The organism is Desulfoluna sp. HI9BLuna, from assembly GCF_056829775.1.
In genome coordinates this window covers 784,456-801,020 of the sequence record NZ_CP186555.1, presented here as the reverse complement: position 1 = coordinate 801,020, position 16,565 = coordinate 784,456, and the positions used below count along the sequence as shown (strand labels likewise).

11 protein-coding genes and 1 riboswitch are annotated in these 16,565 nt (G+C 53.2%); of the genes, 8 read left to right on the top strand and 3 right to left on the bottom strand.

The features are described from left to right. The first annotated feature begins 39 nt into the window (after positions 1-39). The 6 genes from ACOYW0_RS02960 (at position 40) to ACOYW0_RS02935 (ending at position 5,373) form a co-directional block, all read left to right on the top strand. Positions 40-477, top strand: a complete 438-nt coding sequence (locus tag ACOYW0_RS02960) for a cereblon family protein (RefSeq protein ID WP_482417092.1) — start codon at positions 40-42, stop codon at positions 475-477. 137 nt (positions 478-614) lie between these two features. After that, a complete protein-coding gene (locus ACOYW0_RS02955; RefSeq protein WP_482417091.1) occupies positions 615-1,253 on the top strand; it encodes an HAD-IB family phosphatase in 639 nt (212 codons plus the stop codon). A gap of 214 nt (positions 1,254-1,467) precedes the next feature. Further along, positions 1,468-1,547: riboswitch (cyclic di-GMP riboswitch) on the top strand. 267 nt (positions 1,548-1,814) lie between these two features. Then, a complete protein-coding gene (locus tag ACOYW0_RS02950; protein ID WP_482417090.1) occupies positions 1,815-2,888 on the top strand; it encodes an FG-GAP repeat domain-containing protein in 1,074 nt (357 codons plus the stop codon). Between the two features lie 257 nt (positions 2,889-3,145). Next, positions 3,146-4,483, top strand: a complete 1,338-nt coding sequence (locus ACOYW0_RS02945; protein WP_482417089.1) for a sigma-54 interaction domain-containing protein — start codon at positions 3,146-3,148, stop codon at positions 4,481-4,483. Between the two features lie 256 nt (positions 4,484-4,739). Then, the gene (locus ACOYW0_RS02940) at positions 4,740-5,144 is read left to right on the top strand and encodes a NifB/NifX family molybdenum-iron cluster-binding protein (RefSeq protein WP_482418867.1); all 405 of its coding nucleotides are present in this window, start codon (positions 4,740-4,742) and stop codon (positions 5,142-5,144) included. Continuing rightward, positions 5,089-5,373, top strand: coding sequence for a DUF5320 domain-containing protein (locus ACOYW0_RS02935; protein WP_482417088.1), 285 nt, complete (start codon positions 5,089-5,091; stop codon positions 5,371-5,373). The genes ACOYW0_RS02940 and ACOYW0_RS02935 overlap by 56 nt, the downstream gene beginning before the upstream one ends. Positions 5,374-5,557: 184 nt before the next feature. Here the strand turns inward: ACOYW0_RS02935 and ACOYW0_RS02930 are convergent, their stop codons facing one another. The 3 genes from ACOYW0_RS02930 to ACOYW0_RS02920 all read right to left on the bottom strand — a co-directional run bounded on the left by ACOYW0_RS02930 (position 5,558) and on the right by ACOYW0_RS02920 (position 12,374). Further along, complete coding sequence (locus tag ACOYW0_RS02930; protein WP_482417087.1) at positions 5,558-7,942, bottom strand: PAS domain-containing sensor histidine kinase; 2,385 nt, start codon at positions 7,940-7,942, stop codon at positions 5,558-5,560. Between the two features lie 321 nt (positions 7,943-8,263). Next, positions 8,264-10,312, bottom strand: a complete 2,049-nt coding sequence (locus tag ACOYW0_RS02925; RefSeq protein WP_482417086.1) for an alpha/beta fold hydrolase — start codon at positions 10,310-10,312, stop codon at positions 8,264-8,266. A gap of 13 nt (positions 10,313-10,325) precedes the next feature. Beyond that, positions 10,326-12,374, bottom strand: coding sequence for a hypothetical protein (locus ACOYW0_RS02920; protein WP_482417085.1), 2,049 nt, complete (start codon positions 12,372-12,374; stop codon positions 10,326-10,328). 881 nt (positions 12,375-13,255) lie between these two features. Here ACOYW0_RS02920 and ACOYW0_RS02915 point away from each other — a divergent pair. Then, complete coding sequence (locus tag ACOYW0_RS02915; RefSeq protein ID WP_482417084.1) at positions 13,256-14,524, top strand: NAD(P)/FAD-dependent oxidoreductase; 1,269 nt, start codon at positions 13,256-13,258, stop codon at positions 14,522-14,524. Next, positions 14,521-16,536 carry a DUF1365 family protein gene (locus ACOYW0_RS02910; RefSeq protein WP_482417083.1) on the top strand — a complete coding sequence of 672 codons (2,016 nt, stop codon included), beginning with the start codon at positions 14,521-14,523 and terminating at the stop codon, positions 16,534-16,536. Before ACOYW0_RS02915 ends, ACOYW0_RS02910 begins: the two co-directional genes overlap by 4 nt. The last annotated feature ends 29 nt before the right edge of the window (positions 16,537-16,565 follow it).

The following is a 16,565-nucleotide window of genomic DNA, read 5'->3' as shown; positions in this document are numbered from 1 at the left end:
GCGTTGTCCTGCCCTGCGGGCACAGGTTGCTTTATTCCCATGGAAACCAGGGATTGCCCGAGGAAAAAGGGAGGGCGTACCGGAAAGGCCTGGGAGCCCGCGCGCAAGAAGGGGCTCGCCACCGAAGCGGTGGGCCACTCCGGTGGCGGGGTGGTCATTGTCTGCGCCTCCTGCGGGTTTCCCATTACGCGGGATAACGACCGCATGGAGGTGGGAGGCTCCCATACCCACGGCTTTGCCAATCCCCACGGGCTCTATTACGAGATCGGATGCTTTTCTTCGGCTCCGGGTTGCAGCTTCTCCTCGGACTCGTCCGCCGAATTCTCCTGGTTTGCGGGGTATCGGTGGCGACTGGCAGGTTGCCGGGGATGCGGCTCCCACATGGGTTGGCTCTTTGAGTCCAAAACCGGTTCCTTTGCGGGCCTGATCCTTTCCGCCCTGACCCGGGAGGAAGAGGGGGGAGAGGCGAGAGGGTGAAAAATAAGGCCAAATGGCTAAAGGCTAAGGGTTAAAAGGCTAAAGGCAAAAGGCTAAGGGCCAAGGGCTGAAGGGCGAAGGATTGGGTTCGTCGATTTGGTGTTATGGCGAAAAAGAGATTTTCAGGGAGGCAGTTTTTGGCACAGCGTATTGTTTTTTGCGATTTTGACGGCACCATCACCGAGCAAGACGGGTTTGTGAGCGTATGCAAAACCTTTGCACCCGAGGCGGTGAAAACCTGGCTTCCCGGGGTTATGGACGGGAGCATCACCCTTCGGGAGGGACTCACCAGGATCCTGGAGACCATTCCCTCTTCGCAGTACCCGGCCATGCTGGACCATTGCGAGACGGTTCCCATGAGGCCCGGGCTGGAGGAGCTTATCGACTGGCTTGCCGAGCGGGAGGTGCCCTTTGTGGTTATCTCCGGCGGGCTCAAAGGGCTGGTGCTTCGAAAACTTGGGGACCTGGCCCACAAGGTCGCGGCTGTCTATGCCCCGGACCTTGAGGTCAACGGGTCATTTTTAAAGGTTGTCAGCGATTTCCCCGGCGAGACAGAGCTTCTGGCCAAGGCCGATGTCATGGCTGCCTATACCTTTGATGAGTCCGTGGCCATCGGCGACGGCATTACCGATTACAACATGGCCAAAACGGCTGATCGGGTCTTTGCCAGACGACAGCTGGCCGAGCACATGGAGGCCCATTGCCTTCCGTTCCATCCCTGGACGGATTTTCATGCTGTTCGGGAGGTCCTGGCCTCGGTGTGGAACACGAAGTGAGTTGCTGCCCTGTGGCCGTTTGGGCTATCTTCCGGCAATGACAGCCATTGTCGGACGTGCCATGCAGTGGATAGAGTGGCAGAAATAGAAATTGTCCGTTCCTCGGGGGTGTGTTAAGGATGAATCCACGGGGGGCGGTATAAGTTGTAACTGCCGGGTGAAGCACGTTAAATCCGACGCTTGTACGTCGGCCACGGCAGTTTATGTGCAGGAAAGGGAAACAAGCCAAACCCGTCGTGAGGCGGGGACGGAAAGCCACGGGTCTTGGTGGGTCAAGACAGCCGGGTTGCCCCCCGGGTGATTTCGGCTCATCCCCATGGGATGGGCTTTTTTTATGGCTCTCGTCTATACGGACGGGGTGCGTGGCCGGTGAGGGCCTGGGCCCGTTTCCCTTCGGTAGTCTCTTTTTTCGTGGGGATGCGTATGAGTTCGCAGTGTTGTCGTCGGGTGCCCGTGGGGTCCAGTACACCCCGGGCTATGGGGTGTTGGACTACGTCATGGGTGATGGTGGCCTGCCTCTTTGTGTTTTGCGCTGGCGCGCCCAATGCTGCGGGAAGCGAGGTGACGGATGCTTCATCCATCTCCTGGAACCGTTTCAGCGACACGGTTATCCCTTCCTGCAGCCGGAATCTGGGGCGCAACCTGTCACCAACGGCCGCCGACCTGAACGGCGACGGGTGGGCCGAGCTGTATGTGGGGGCGTATGGAAAGCGGGTGACGGCCCTGGCCTGCACCGGTATGGGGGGAGGATCCTCAGGTGTTTCCGCGAATCCTTTGGATGCCGTCACCATGTCCTATGAAAGCGATACCCCTTGTGTGGCCCTTGCCGATATCGACAACGACGGAGATACCGATGCCGTCTGGTTTGATTTTCGTCCCATGGACACCCGCGTGTCATCGGTTTACCTGAACAGAATGGTCTTCCTGAAAAATCAGGGGAGCCCTGTGGCTCCCGACCTCCAGATGGTGCCCGAGGAAGAAAACCCCTTTGCGGGCATTTCGTCCGAATGGCAGGGCACACCAGCCTTCGGCGATTTCGACGGAGACGGCGATGCGGACCTGATCTTCGGTGATCGGTCCGGGACGTTTCGCTATTGTCGGAACCTGCTTGTTGAGGAAGGGGTGCCTGTTTATGCAGAGATGATGGGGCGGCTGAATCCTTTCTTCGGCATTGATGTTGGGGACAACTCCAGTCCTGCTGTTCTGGATGTGGATGGTGATGGCGATCTGGACGTGGTGTCCGGCGAGATCCGCGGGGGGCTCCGGTGGATTGAAAATACCACGGCATCTGGCGGTCCCCTGACCTTTGTGCTCAGGGAGCCATCCCGGTGCCCCTTTGCGGCGTTGTCCGTGGGGATTGCCACCATGCCTGCCGCCCTGGATTTGGACGGAGACACCGATCTGGATATTGTTGTGGGAAGCAGCCAGGGCCGCCTGGCCTTTTTGGAGAACCCCTCTCTTCAGCCCGAGTCACCGCCACTCCAGGTGGGACGCGCTGTGCCCCAGGCCCATCAGGAGGACGTGGATCTGTCCGATGCACTCCTGGCGCTCAAAACCCTGGGGGGCGCCATTGCAAAGGCCCTGGACCCTAAGGCAGCCCAAGGGGCGGGCAACGGAGAAGATTCCCGGGAATGAATCACGCCGGTATTTTTCCCAAAGGGAACTCACAGCAACATCTCCTTAGTGAATTGGGTTGATCGTTTTTCCATGAAATATCTGGATTAGGGTGGCTTTTCCATACCATATGCCCTTGCAAAGGGAGCATTGCGGGTATATTTTGAGTATATGCTCATAATTGCTGCCGGGAGTGGAGGCACACGGCCTCCGACCCTTTACCCACGGCGCCGACGTTTCAGTTTCCAAGGACTGTTTTTTATCCTTATAAGGTTACCATGAATTCATCACACCCCACAGATCCCATGACCTCTGCCATTTTGGAGAGTATTTCCGACGGCGTGTTCACCGTGGACGAAGCCTGGCGAATTACCAGTTTCAACCGCGCAGCCGAAGCCATTACCGGTGTGGATCGTGAGGAGGCGCTGGGGCGGCCCTGTTGCGAGGTGTTGCGTGCAAGCCTCTGTCAGTCGGCCTGTCCGTTGAGACAGACCATGGAAAAGGGAAAATCGCTTCTGGATATCCCGGCCTGGTTTGTGGATGCCGATGGTGAGCGGGTTCCGGTGCGACTCTCCACGGCCATTTTGAGAGACGCCGATGGCAAGGTCCTGGGGGCTGCCGAGACCTTTCGGGACCTTCGGGAGTCCGTGGGAACGGATCGGATCCGGGAGGCCATGCGGCGATTCGGGGACCTCACAAGCCGCAGCCCGAAGATGCAGCAGATTTTCGCCATACTGCCCAAGGTGGCGGCCAGCAGGAGTACGGTGCTTATCACCGGGGAGTCCGGTACCGGCAAAGAGGTGCTGGCCCGAGCCATTCACGGGGCGGGTCCCAGGGCTTCAGCCCCCTTTGTTGCCCTGAACTGTGCGGCGTTCCCCGATACCCTCATTGAAAACGAGCTTTTCGGGCATGAAAAGGGAGCTTTCACCGGTGCGGATCGCAAGCGGCAAGGCCGCATTGCCCAGGCCGGGGGAGGAACCCTTTTTCTGGATGAGATCGGAGACATTTCGTCGGCCTTTCAGGTGAGGCTGCTGCGGCTGTTGCAGGAGCGAACCTACGAGCCCCTGGGGACGGGGCGGACCGACAGCACCGATGCGCGGTTTCTTGCCGCGACCCATCAGGACCTGTCATCCCTGGTTCAACGGGGGCTTTTTCGAGAGGATCTGTTGTGGCGGCTGGATGTCATTCGGATCCATCTGCCCCCTCTGCGCGAACGCAAAGAGGATATCCCCGATCTGGCCGACCGGTTTGCCCGACGGTTCGGGCGACTTGCCGGGCACGAAGAGATGCGGATCCACCCGGTGGTCATGGAACGGCTCCTGGCCCACGACTGGCCGGGAAACGTTCGGGAACTTGAAAACCGCATCGAGCGGGCCGTGGTTCTTGCAGGCACCAATGAAATATTGCCGGAATACCTGATGGAGACTCCTGAGAAGGCAGGGAAAAAACAGGAAGGGTTGGTGTCAGGCCGGGATGCTGCGGAGATTCGCATGATTCGCGATGCTCTGTCCCGTACCGACGGGAATCGCACGGCGGCCGCCAAGATCTTGGGCATTCATCGGAGCACCCTCATCCGCAAGCTGGCAAGGTATGGGGAAACAGGACACCGGACATAGAAAAATGGGGCCGGTGGTCACAAGGAAAAAGGGCAACCATTCGGTACGGGCGAACGGCATGGCTTGCCCTATCCTGTATGGCCTGTTGCACCATTGCGACGGTTGCAACAGGGGGTGATGCAAGGTTGCGACAGTTGCCGCAGGCCTGTGTGAAGATGGTTTTGAAACTATGATGCATGATATCGATGTATTGAAAGCGGGAAAGTCTTTTGGCATCGTTTATGCATTTTTCTCCGGGTAAGAAAGGAGGTCTGCGATGATAATCGCTCTCTGCGTATGGCAGAATCGGATAGCACCGGTGTTTGATGTGGGAACCACCCTGCTCCTCGTGGAGCTGGAGGGGAACCATGAGGTACGCCGGACCATGGAGAGGGTCCCTGAGGATCCGGCGGGAAAGATCCACTGGCTGGTAACGGCGGGGGTCTCGGAGCTGATCTGCGGGGCTGTTTCCCGGCCGATCCGGATGATGCTGGAGGCAGGGGGGATTGTGACCCACGATTTTCTCGCAGGCGATGCGGACGCTCTTCTCGCAGTGCGCCTTGACACCGGAACAGTACCCGATCATTTTCGGATGCCGGGTTGCGGAAGAAGGCGACGGAGAAGGGATGGACGCGGAAAAGGACAACATCAATGTAAAGGAGGACGCCATGCCTCGAGGTGATGGAACAGGACCCAATGGGCAAGGACCGCAAACCGGCTGGGGAACCGGCCCGTGCGCACGTAGCAATCAGGGAATTCAGCAAGGTGGCCGAGGCGGTGGCCGGGGTGGTCGCGGCTTAGGCGGTCGTGGTGGCGGCGGAGGAGGGCGATGCAGAGGTGGCATGGGAGCTGGCTTTGGTCGTAACCCCATGCCGGCACCGCCCAAGGAGACCCCCTCCGACGAGTCTTAAGCACGAAATCTACCGGGACGGTTTTGCCAGGAGGCTGTGAGATCGGCAAAAAAAAACGGCCTGATGCAACGGTGAACTCTGCAGTGTCGGGCCATAAGGCCGGTCTTACCCGGAAAGAGGGCATACACCCGCGAATTTCAAGAGACGGGAACGAGCTTTTCACAAAGGTCGTTCCCGCTTTTTTTTATCGGGAGAGCTCCCGGGGGCTTTCTTCGAATGGGTCCTCATCCTCTTCAATGGTGAGACCTGCCGGGCATTTTACCAGGATTCTTGTGCCCGACCCCTCACGGGAGTGGAGGGTCAGGGTCCCGCTGAGGAGGTTGACCCGTTCCTCCATGCTTTTAAGGCCCATTCGTTTTTCTTTCAGGGCAGACACCATCCTTACCTCGGGGTCAAAGCCCTGACCGTTGTCTTCGATGCGGAGGATGATATCCGGGTGGGAACAGAGCAGACGCACCTTGATGATGCTGGCCTCTGCATGTTTGGAGGCATTGTTCAGGGCCTCCTGGATGATTCGGAACAGGTTGATCTTGGTGTCGGTATCAAGCTTGATTCTCTCAAGGCCTGCGGTGTAGAGATCCACCTCAATGCCCGTTTTCCCGCTGAACTCGACGCAGTACTGGTCGATGGTTTTCACAAGGCCGATGTCCGTCAGGCCAGGAGGCCGCAGGTCATAGACAAGGTCCCGTATGGAAGCAATGGTATTCTTGAGGATCTCGGAAAATCTTTTATTGCGTTTTCTCACATCCCAGGGGATGTCCTTGTAGTTTTCAAACAAGGCGTCGCTTCGGATGATAAGGGACGCCAGGTCCTGTGCTACATTGTCGTGGAGGTCCCGCGCGATGCGCCTCCGTTCGTTTTCCTGGGCTTTGATGAGCTCTTGCGTCAGCAAATGGATCTGCTCGTGGGCCAGCTTCAAACCGGTGATGTCTCTGGAATACAGTGCCAGTCGATCCACTTTTTTTTCGGCGTTGTATACAGGGTAGATGGTGTTCTGGTAGTACAGCCCGTTTAACTGGCTCTCGAAAAGAGCCGGTTCCCCTGTCATGAGTACCCCTTTGAGGTGGGTGGTGGTGGTGTCAACCATGGACTCTGGGAAAAAGTCAGCTATCCTGGCGCCTTTCAACGAAGCTTGGTTTTGTTTCATAAAAGCGGAAAAAGCGTGATTGACGGAGATGATGGTGCCGTCGGACTGGATAAGCAGGGCCAGGTCGCTGGTGGCGTTGAGCAAGGCTCGCGCGACCTCCTCACTCTCCCTTAAGGCCACCTGGGCCATGGTTCGCTCCCTGAAGAGTTCGTCAATATCTGACTTGATCAAAGCGATGGCGTCATAGACCGTTTTAAAGGGATGCTCATCGCCTTTTATTTCAATTAACTCTTCACTTCCCTCAATTTCCCAGTTGATATTACCGAGAAACCCGTTGAGTTCATCGGCATAGTGTTTGACGGCATTTCTTCGACTTTTCATTTTTAGGAAAAAGCCAGGTCCGACAATAGGGTGTTTTTCTTTGTTTTTTTGAACGATGGCCATAGCCTCTTCTGGGCTATCTGCGAAAACAAAGGCAAAAGGGCTGTTGTACATGGCAATGCTCAAGCCGGCTCGCAGGAGGCGATTTGCGCCATACACAACGACTAAGCGGATTTCGGGGTATTTTTCTATCCATTCTGCAAACAGCCTGGCATGTTTTTTCCTTGCTTTTAATGATGATCCCCTTAGTTCTTCGATGTCATTGACAACGTAGTAGGAATGGCCGTTTAAGCCACAGCTTTCGAGAATTCGTTCTTGAAGCTTATAAACAGGCTCGACACTCTCAGCGTATAGATACCCCTTTGAGATTTTGTGAATGATATTATTGTCGATAAGCTCGTAGCGTGCCGAGTAATCATCGGTTTCGTAATACCACTCTTTTTGGGTAAAACGGGGCAATGAAACAGGGCGTTTTTTGAATCTCCAAAATAAAGGAAACGCTCTATGAACCGTTTTTTTAAGACCAAATGAGTCAGGGAAGGCAGAGGTATTTTTGAAGAAAAAATGATTGCTCTCTTGAATTGGAGTGCTGTTGCTATCATCTGAAAGTTCTGATCGAATTAGCCACGCAGCATGCTTGACAGCTGCGGGGTAATCATTTTTTACATATACACTGAACTTTGTGATGTTGAATCTTTTGCTTAGATTGCCCGCAAGCATCATGAATGGCGATGGCGAACATAATATAAAAGCTCTAAGGTGTGTGAATGTTTTTAAATAACCCACATAATATTTACGTGCATCTTTTGTCAGTCCTACAATACCCGTAAAGTCACCAATGTAGTAAAATTCTTTTTTGTCTCCGAATACATCCATAACTACGGACTTGGTATAATCCGTTGACTCCGCGACAACTTCACGGGTTGAAAACCCCTTAATTCTGACAGCCAGTATACAATCGCCAATGAAAGTTATGGAAAGGGAATAATCCTTACCAAAAATGGCATTGGTCCATTCTGGGCGCGTGAAGGTGGGTAAGCCTGTGTGCGGACATACGGACGTTATTAACCCCTCTTGGTTGGCTTTCACACATTTCGTCATATTACCTCATACGCAGTTTAAGTACGGTATGACCTGAAACCTTGGAACTCAGGGGCTCTAACACGATTGTCTTATTGAGGATCTGTACTGGGGCACGGTTTACTTCAGGCCAGAATTTTATCAGCATAATAGTAAGTATCATATGTGTGGGTCAAGAGTTTCTTGCGGTAAGCATATGTGAACTGTCCTTTGATTGAAATAGTATTTTCAAGACAGGGGTAAAGAAAAAGTAATTTTAGACTTTTTGCATAGGGTTAGGTGGGGATGATAAAGATTTTTTGCCGGATATTGATCCGGCAAAAAACCTTTAAGTGTTTTGATCTATTTAACAGGGATGCCCTTGAGGAAATTAAGTATGATATCAGACGTTTCATCTGGGGCTTCAAACTGTATGGCATGAGCAGAATCAATTGTTTTTAGCGCACTAAACTCAATGCCATTGAGTCGGTGTCCAATAAACTCGGATATTTTTCTGTTGTCAACAATGCGATCATGGTTGGCAAGAATGGCAAGTGTTGGACAGGTGTTCTCAAGGATTGCAGACCACGATATTTCTTGAATTTCGTCCATGATATTGGCTGACTTGAGAGTGATTTTTGTTGTCTTGAGGGGGTCATTGTCAATAAAATCAAGCCAATTATCATCAAGTGTAAAATCAGCTGGTTCCATGGGGATGGGTATGCAAGCGTGGTCTCTTTCGGGTTTGAGATGAAATTCTGAGATCATTTCCATCATAACATGCTCGGAAATGGTGATCACTGATCGGAAACGTTCGTTCCAGAAGAATCCGGGGGTCAGAAGGATCAGGCTGTCTGGTTTTTTTGCAAGCTTTGTGGCGGCAATGGTTGCGTATTGTGCGCCCTGGCACCACCCAGCAAGGTGGACGCGGTCAAAGTGTTCTTGAAGGAAGTCCACGTGCCGAACCACGTCGTCAATGACCTGATGCATGGTCCCCAAGTCTCCACGGTTTGGGTTGAGGCCGCATCCTCTCCGGTCGGCAGCCATAATCGTGATGCTTTCGCGACGATTTCGCAACGCTTCGGCCAGGGGAGCCTGCCAGCTGGAGTGACTCATCCCTCCGTGGAGGATAAGAATGACGTCTTTTCCCTTGTCTTCTCCCCATGTTCGGTAGTGGATAGGGTACCCGTCGGGCATGGTAAGGGTGGCGATACGGGGGGAGCCTTCACTTATCTTTTTCGGTATTCTCCCTTTGACACCCAGGCCCATGTTCCATGCGTCCGGGGTGACGCACTCCAAGCCCCGGACCGTCTTCAGGAAATAGGGCCGTCGCAGGTTGAGGGTGCCCTTCCTGCTGAATGTCAGGGTGGGGAAAGCAGGCTCACGGTCCATCAGGTAATCTCCGAAGGCTCCCTCATGTGCAAGCAGGGACTTTCCGGCCATAGAGGCCGCAACCAGGCCACATCGGGTGAGGGTTGAGGTTTCTCCCACGTGACATCCGATAATGATCTTCCACCCCATGGATTGCAAGGTGCTTATAAGAGCTTTGGTCCTTAGCAACCCGCCAACACGCGATATTTTGATGTTGGCGATAAATTGTCCGGGAAGATCGCGATAGCTTTCGAGGTCTGCTATCGTGCAGAGGCTTTCATCAAGAATGACGGGGAGCCCTGTTTCGATAGAAAACTGGCTTAGCATTTTCGGATTTTTCGCCTTTAAAGGTTCTTCGACCGCGAAAAAATTGCCTTTCAGTTGGTTGACGTAGGTGATAGCTCCGGCCAGGTCCTCCTCCCAAAGGTTGTTTGCGTCCAGGCGTATCCTGATTCCCTCGGCCTGGTGCTCCTTTGCAAGTGTCTCCAGAATTGTCAGTTTTTCCTGGTCCTTTGCTTTTTCTCCACAGAGCTTTATTTTAAAGTCCGTCATTCCCTTAATAAGGTAGAGGTCTACCTGACCTTTGAATTTCCAGGGCTTTTCGTTACCGAGTACAGCGGAATAGCGGCTGGACAGCTTTGGTTCAGCAAGGCCTAAAAACGCCTCAACCGACTGGGAATGTTCCCGGGCAAAAAGGTCTAAGAGCGCGGTTTCCACAGCGCACCAGGCCGATGGGTAGGTATCAATGAGGGCGTTGTTGTTATCCACCCACCGGGTGATGTCATTAATATTGCGAATATGGTGTGCGTCCTTTGCGAAATTCTGGGTGACCCAGGTCAGGCTCGATGTCAGATCATCTCCCGCAACGTAGGAGCGGGGACACCCCTCACCGTAGCCTGTATGAGTGTTTCTGTGGGCCTGAACCCAGATGCTTTCCCCTTTTTTCCGCGATGCGCTTGCGTGGCGAACTGTTGTTTTGAGTGGGAGTCTGAGCTGAGTTGCATTAATAATGATGGGCTCTGAAGTACTTGTTTGGTTCATTGATATATCTCCTTTATTGCTTTTTGCTGGAGTTGGCTATTTCGAGAAGATCAGAAAAATATTGCATATATTGTTCAGAGAATTGAGTGTTGAATGCCCATAGCAAATACTTTTTTTGATAATTGAATCCTGAATTTTCGACCCAATTGAATGGATGTGTAAGGACTGGAAATGTCGAAGTTTCAAAAAACTTAGACAGCATATTTAACGCTTGGGTTAGCATTTTTTTTGTCAAAAGCTTCGGCTTTATGATGCATACCTTGATACAGTTTGTCAGTTCCGACATGTTTAAAGCGAGATCCGAGGTATTGACAATGAGAATTGCAATGGTAACTTCGTTTTGTCGAATGGCCCATAGATGCCTTTCTTTTTTAAGTCCTGATTTATTGTATCTTGTACTCAGTCTATCTGCGGGCGCTTGGCGTTCGAGTAGATCCAGAGCTTCAATGAGCAAACCTCCCGATGATAATTCATAATTTTCTTCTAGAAAAGCAAGATCTTTTTTTGATGCTTTTTTTAAAATCCAATCATGGCAAGGCTGCGATGTCATCTCATTGTGTTTGTGGAAATAACTATAGGCAAATAAGTCTACCGAGCTGATTTTAGAATTTTCCATTTTCTGAGTAAAACCGTTGAAAACGAAGTTGGGAAAACTGTTTTCAGGCCTGAAATAGAGTAACAGGTATTTGATGCCGGCAGAGTTTTGCCATAGAGAGTCATAAAGGTAGTGGTTCATGTGGTTTAAAACCCCTAATCCTACCTTCATGGACGCCCCTTTAAGGGCTGCATGATGGTGGAAGAGCCATGCATTCTCGGCATATCGAAGCATGGACGCATGGCCCATTGTTTGTCCTTTTTCACGATAGACCACATGTCGTGTTACATCTGTTGGGGCAGAGTAGAGTGCTTTATAGGTTTTTTTTATTTTTTTTTTGTTATTCAGGAAAAGTTTGTATTTATTTTTGTAGATGAAGTTTGTTTCAAAGAAAAACCGCCACAAATCATCAGAGTCCATAGCTGTGCTGATTCCAATGTGTCGATTTTCTGACTTGTGTACCATGTTTTGTAACTTCAGGTGATCCTCTTCAGACATTCCGGAAATTCGAATGGAGCATATAGTAAGCTTTTCGCCTTTTATGTTTCGTGTTGTCGTGCATCGCGATATTTCGCCGTTAAATTCTAATGAATAAACATTGCCGAGGACTATGCTGGCCTTGTTGAGCTTCATTCCAGGAAGGAGGGGGGGGATTTCTTCATGGAGAGTGCATCGCAGGTTTACGCCTGAGAGTGAATCAATGACAACGGTTTGCCTTGATGATGTTAGTGGGTGGGAAAATTGTAGGTCCGGCGACGGTACCATTTCGACAGCTTTTTTTCTGAAGTGCTGCTCATCATGTGGCGTGGGGATGGAACTGATAGGCTTGAGATGCAATGTATTCATTTTACAGTCGTATTCGTGTTTGATAACGGTCGCTTCAGTTTCAAAAAGGGGATTCTTTTTTTTGACAAATGTCAGGCGTAAGGTATCTTCGAGAGAGATTCCACTGAGGTAGTGAGCGCTTATGGGGGATAGTTCGATCTTAATGGCATCGGGGTCAAGGGATGTCAGGCTTCCTTTGAATTTGATTCCCTTTTGCAGGAAGTGAACCCGGATGTCCCTGAATGAGCCCTGCACCCGTTGCCCTGTTTCGGGCAAGATGATGCTTAGCCCTGTTGAACTCGCGGCTCGCAGGCTGGGAATCGCGTGAATTTCCCCGGTTCCGTCGGGGATGATAAGACCGGTAAGGTGCTCCGGGGAAAACCCTTGGGGAAGGGGCCGTAGCGGTTTGAAGGTGGGGTAATCACTCAACACGGGCATAGGGTACGCTTCAATCCGGGCTGATGTGTCGTTGTATGGTTCTGTAAATACGAGTATTACGTTCTGTTCTTTGAAATTGATGTGGTTGAGGGCGTTGATCAGGTGTTTTTTATTCACCTCCCTTCCCTTTGGCAGTGTTGTTGATTTTTTGTTGACGGCGCGTAACGGCGAGTTGAGGGTCTGTGCTGCTTGCGATGCGGTCATGGTACGTTCTCCTTTTTCATGGATAGACCCCAAAGCGGTGCACGCATGGGTTTCGGATTGAATTCGGATTGTAAAACACCCCGTAAACAGGTCAGCCGGTAATGCAATGCCTTGTATTGCCGTTGTCGCGATTCCATCTGTCTCTTTACGCCGCACATGTGGTGACGTTGGGAGGGGAAGCTTACACTGCTCCATGCTTCGGTAGAGTTTTCTGGTCCGTACGTGTCCACCACGTTGGGAATAAGTAATAAAAAGATTTGGTTATCATTCCGAAGGCTGCCTCCGGAAAATCGTAATCGGCTTGGGTATGAAACGTTGGATGAGGAGCTTTCTGCTGCCCAGGGGCGATGATGGCATTCGGCGGAGGGGTGTGGGCGAAACAATGAGTGGTTCCGCGGCAAGTGTTTGTAGGTCTTGCAACAGATCGCGATGTCGATGTGGCGAGATGGCAATAACGATAACGTTTGCCCGGCACACTTGTTCTTTCCCATAACACATAGCTCATGGGCATGGTGATAGCCCCTGAGCCTGCATGCGCAGCCCTGCCGTCGCAGGTGGCTCACGTGGCCCCTGCGGCATCGGTTTTTTTTCATTTGGTTTGGTTTTATTCCCTGATAGTGAGGGCGAGCTTTCCTTCTGCCGGGGTGCGCGGCATCACCGTTAAACCTCTATCCGGTGGCCAGCGACCCCTAAAGCGCCTCTGTATATGGCTATATACAGTAAAACTAGAAAAGTAAATCTTTGACGTAACTTCAAAGGCATCTCGGTTTGGCAGGGGCAAGGTGTTGGGGTGGGCTTTTGCTTTTCCAGATGTTGCATTTTTGATGTCAGTGATTTAGAATTATTCAACTTTTCCTTCGCCTTCGAGAAAGGACCCGCCCATGAATCCTCCGCTCAACATTGCCGTCATAGGTGCCGGTGTGTCCGGGATCACAGCGGCCTGCCTGTTGCAAGACCACCACAAGGTAACCCTTTATGAAAGGAACGGGTATATCGGCGGTCACACCCATACGGTGGTGATCGACCGGGGACCCGACGCCGGAACGCCTGTCGACACGGGTTTTATCGTGATGAACAACAGGACGTATCCTCTTTTCACGAAGCTTCTTTCCCGTCTCAAGGTGCCCCTTGTGGAGACGGATATGTCCTTCAGCTATACCTGTCGGCGCACCGGTCTGGAGTATGCCTCCACCAGCCTCAACACACTGTTTGCCCAGCGGGAAAATGTGTTGAGGCCGTCGTTTTGGCGATTTTTATGGGGCGTGCGTGCTCTGATGCAGGCCATACGAAAGGATTTGGCAGATGGGCGCCTTGCAGGTGTTACCCTCGGGGAGTACCTGACGGGGGAAGGGGTCAGTCGTGAGGTTGTTGATCGTTTTGTTCTGCCCATGGCAGCTGCGATCTGGTCGGCACCGGATGCTCAGATGGCCGAGTTCCCCATGGAGACCTTTGCACGGTTTTATGAGAACCACGGGTTGTTGACCTTGACCGAGCACCCTCAGTGGTCGGTGGTGTCCGGGGGCAGCCACAGCTATGTGAAGGCCTTTTTGAACGGATTTACGGGAAGGGTGGTGGAGGGGACGCCCGTCACGGGCATTCGGCGGACGGAATCAGGAGTGATGGTCACGGCGGAAGGGGCGCACCCGGAGACCTTTGACCGGGTGGTGGTGGCTGCCCATGCGGACGAAGCCTTCAGGATGCTGGAGGATCCGTCCGAGGAGGAGACCCGGCTGCTTTCACCCTGGCGTTATGCCTCCAACCGGGTGATTCTCCATACCGATGCTTCCCTGCTCCCGTCGCGGGCCAGGGCCCGGGCTTCCTGGAATTATATCCGTGATGCGGACTCCGAACAGGGAGAGCCCATTACAGTCACATATTTCATGAACCGATTGCAGCACTTGAAGACACACGAGACCTGGTGCGTCACCCTGAACCCTGCAAAGGAGATTCCGGTTTCATCTGTTCACAGGGAGCTGCTCTACGATCATCCGCTGTTTACCTTTGAGTCTGTTGCCACCCAGGAGGGGCTCAAGGCGTTGAACGGGAAGCGGGATACCTATTTCTGCGGAAGCTATTTCGGATACGGTTTTCACGAGGACGCTGTCCGGTCAGCCGTGGACGTGGCCTCGGAATTGGGGGGAATACTGTGAATTCATGCATCATCAAAGGAGTTGTCGAGCATGCTCGCCTGAAACCGGTGGCGCATCGGTTCCGGTATCCGGTGTATCTGTACTGTTTTGATCTTGATGAGTTGGAGTCCTTAGACCGGCGTTTGCCTTTTTTCGGGTACAACCGACGTCGCCCGGTATCCCTTTACGATGACAGGTACCTGGATAGCGGATCCGGGAGCATCAAGGAGAAGCTGTACCGCTATCTTAAGGAGAGAGGCTGCCATGACTCGGTTCGGCAGGTCATGCTCATCACCTCACCAAGTTACTTCAATCGTGTGTTCAACCCCGTGAGCTTTTATTATTGCCTTGCCGAAGACCGCCGACCGGTGTGTATCGTGGCCGAAGTCAACAACACCTTCGGGGACAGGCATTTGTATCTGTTGACCAAAGACGAGGAGGTGTCCGCCGGCCCCGCATCGGGCTTTCCTGTGGAATACACGGCCCCCAAGGCTTTTCATGTCTCTCCATTTAATAACATGGAGGGGACCTACCGGTTTTACATCTCGTCACCCGATGGAAAGCTGTCCATCGAGATTCACCTGATGCGTGACGGGGATAAAGTCCTGTCCGCCTCCCTCAAGGGAGAGAGCATCCCCCTGACGCAGAAAAATCAGTTGCGGACCCTGGTCTCACGTCCCGTGATGCCGTGGAAAACCGTCCCGCGCATCTTGAGGGAAGCCTTGCGCCTCTTTGCCGGTAAGAAGTTGCCTGTTTTCGATCGCCCTGTCCCCAAAAGTTCCATGACCATTCGGCACAGGGGGGGGACGATTCTGGAACGGCTCTGTGAAAAACAGGTGCTGGGGCTGCTCCGACGTATCGGAAACGGGTGCGTTACGGTTCGTTTTCCGGGTGCAATGAAGGGTCCGTCGGGTGGCATTCAAAGGGTGTATGGTGATACATCCTCATCTCTTCAGGCCAACCTGAGCATTGCAGATCCCAGGTTTTATCCGCGCGTGGTCCTGGGCAGCGACATCGGTTTCGGGGAGAGTTTCATGGAGGGGATGTGGACGAGTGATAACCCGGCAGACTTGATTCGAATCCTTATCCGCAACATGGACACGGCGACGGATTCCCAGCTGCCCCTGGCCTGGCTGGCCCATGGCATGGGGCGTTTGCTGGACCGGGCCCGCCACAATACCCTGACGGGCAGCCAAAGGAATATCCGAAAGCATTACGACCTGAGCAACGATTTTTTTGCCCTGTTTTTAGACGAGACCATGACCTATTCGGCGGCGCTCCACAGTGAGCCGGGCGAGACCCTTGAAGCCGCCCAGAGGAGCAAGCTGCACCATCTGATCGACAAGGCGCGGATTTCACGGGACCATCATGTGCTGGAGATTGGGTTCGGGTGGGGTTCCTTTGCGGTGGAGGCGGTGAAGCGCACCGGGTGCCGGGTCACAGGGATTACCCTGTCCGAAGCTCAGCACGCCTTTGCCCTTCAGAAGGTCAGGGAAGAGGGGTTGGAGGATCGCATCACCCTGCTCATCAAGGATTACAGGAAGATGTCCGGGACGTTTGACAGGATCGTCTCCATCGAGATGCTGGAGGCCGTCGGCCACAGGTTCTTGGGGACTTTTTTCCGGCAGTGCGACAGGCTGTTGACCCCGGAGGGGCTCGTGGTGCTCCAGGTGATCACCGTGCCGGATCAGCGCTACGATGCGTATCGGACCCACGAGGACTGGATCCAGCGCCATGTCTTCCCCGGAGGCCACCTGCCGTCCCTTTCCGTGCTCTCCCGGGCCATGACCCGGTCGTCACGGCTCATCGTGGAGCACCTTGAGAACATCGGCCCACATTATGCCCGGACCCTCAAGGCCTGGCGAGAGCGTTTCCTTGCCAACGCAGACAAGCTTGCCGCCCTGGGGTTCGACGAGGTGTTCAAGCGCAAGTGGCTCTTCTATCTTGCTTGCTGTGAAGCCCAGTTTGCCGAGCGGTCCCTGGCGAACCTGCAGCTGGTGCTGAATCGCCCGGGAGGAGCAGGCTCGGGGTAGGCGTGATTTCAAAGCCCCACAAACAAAAA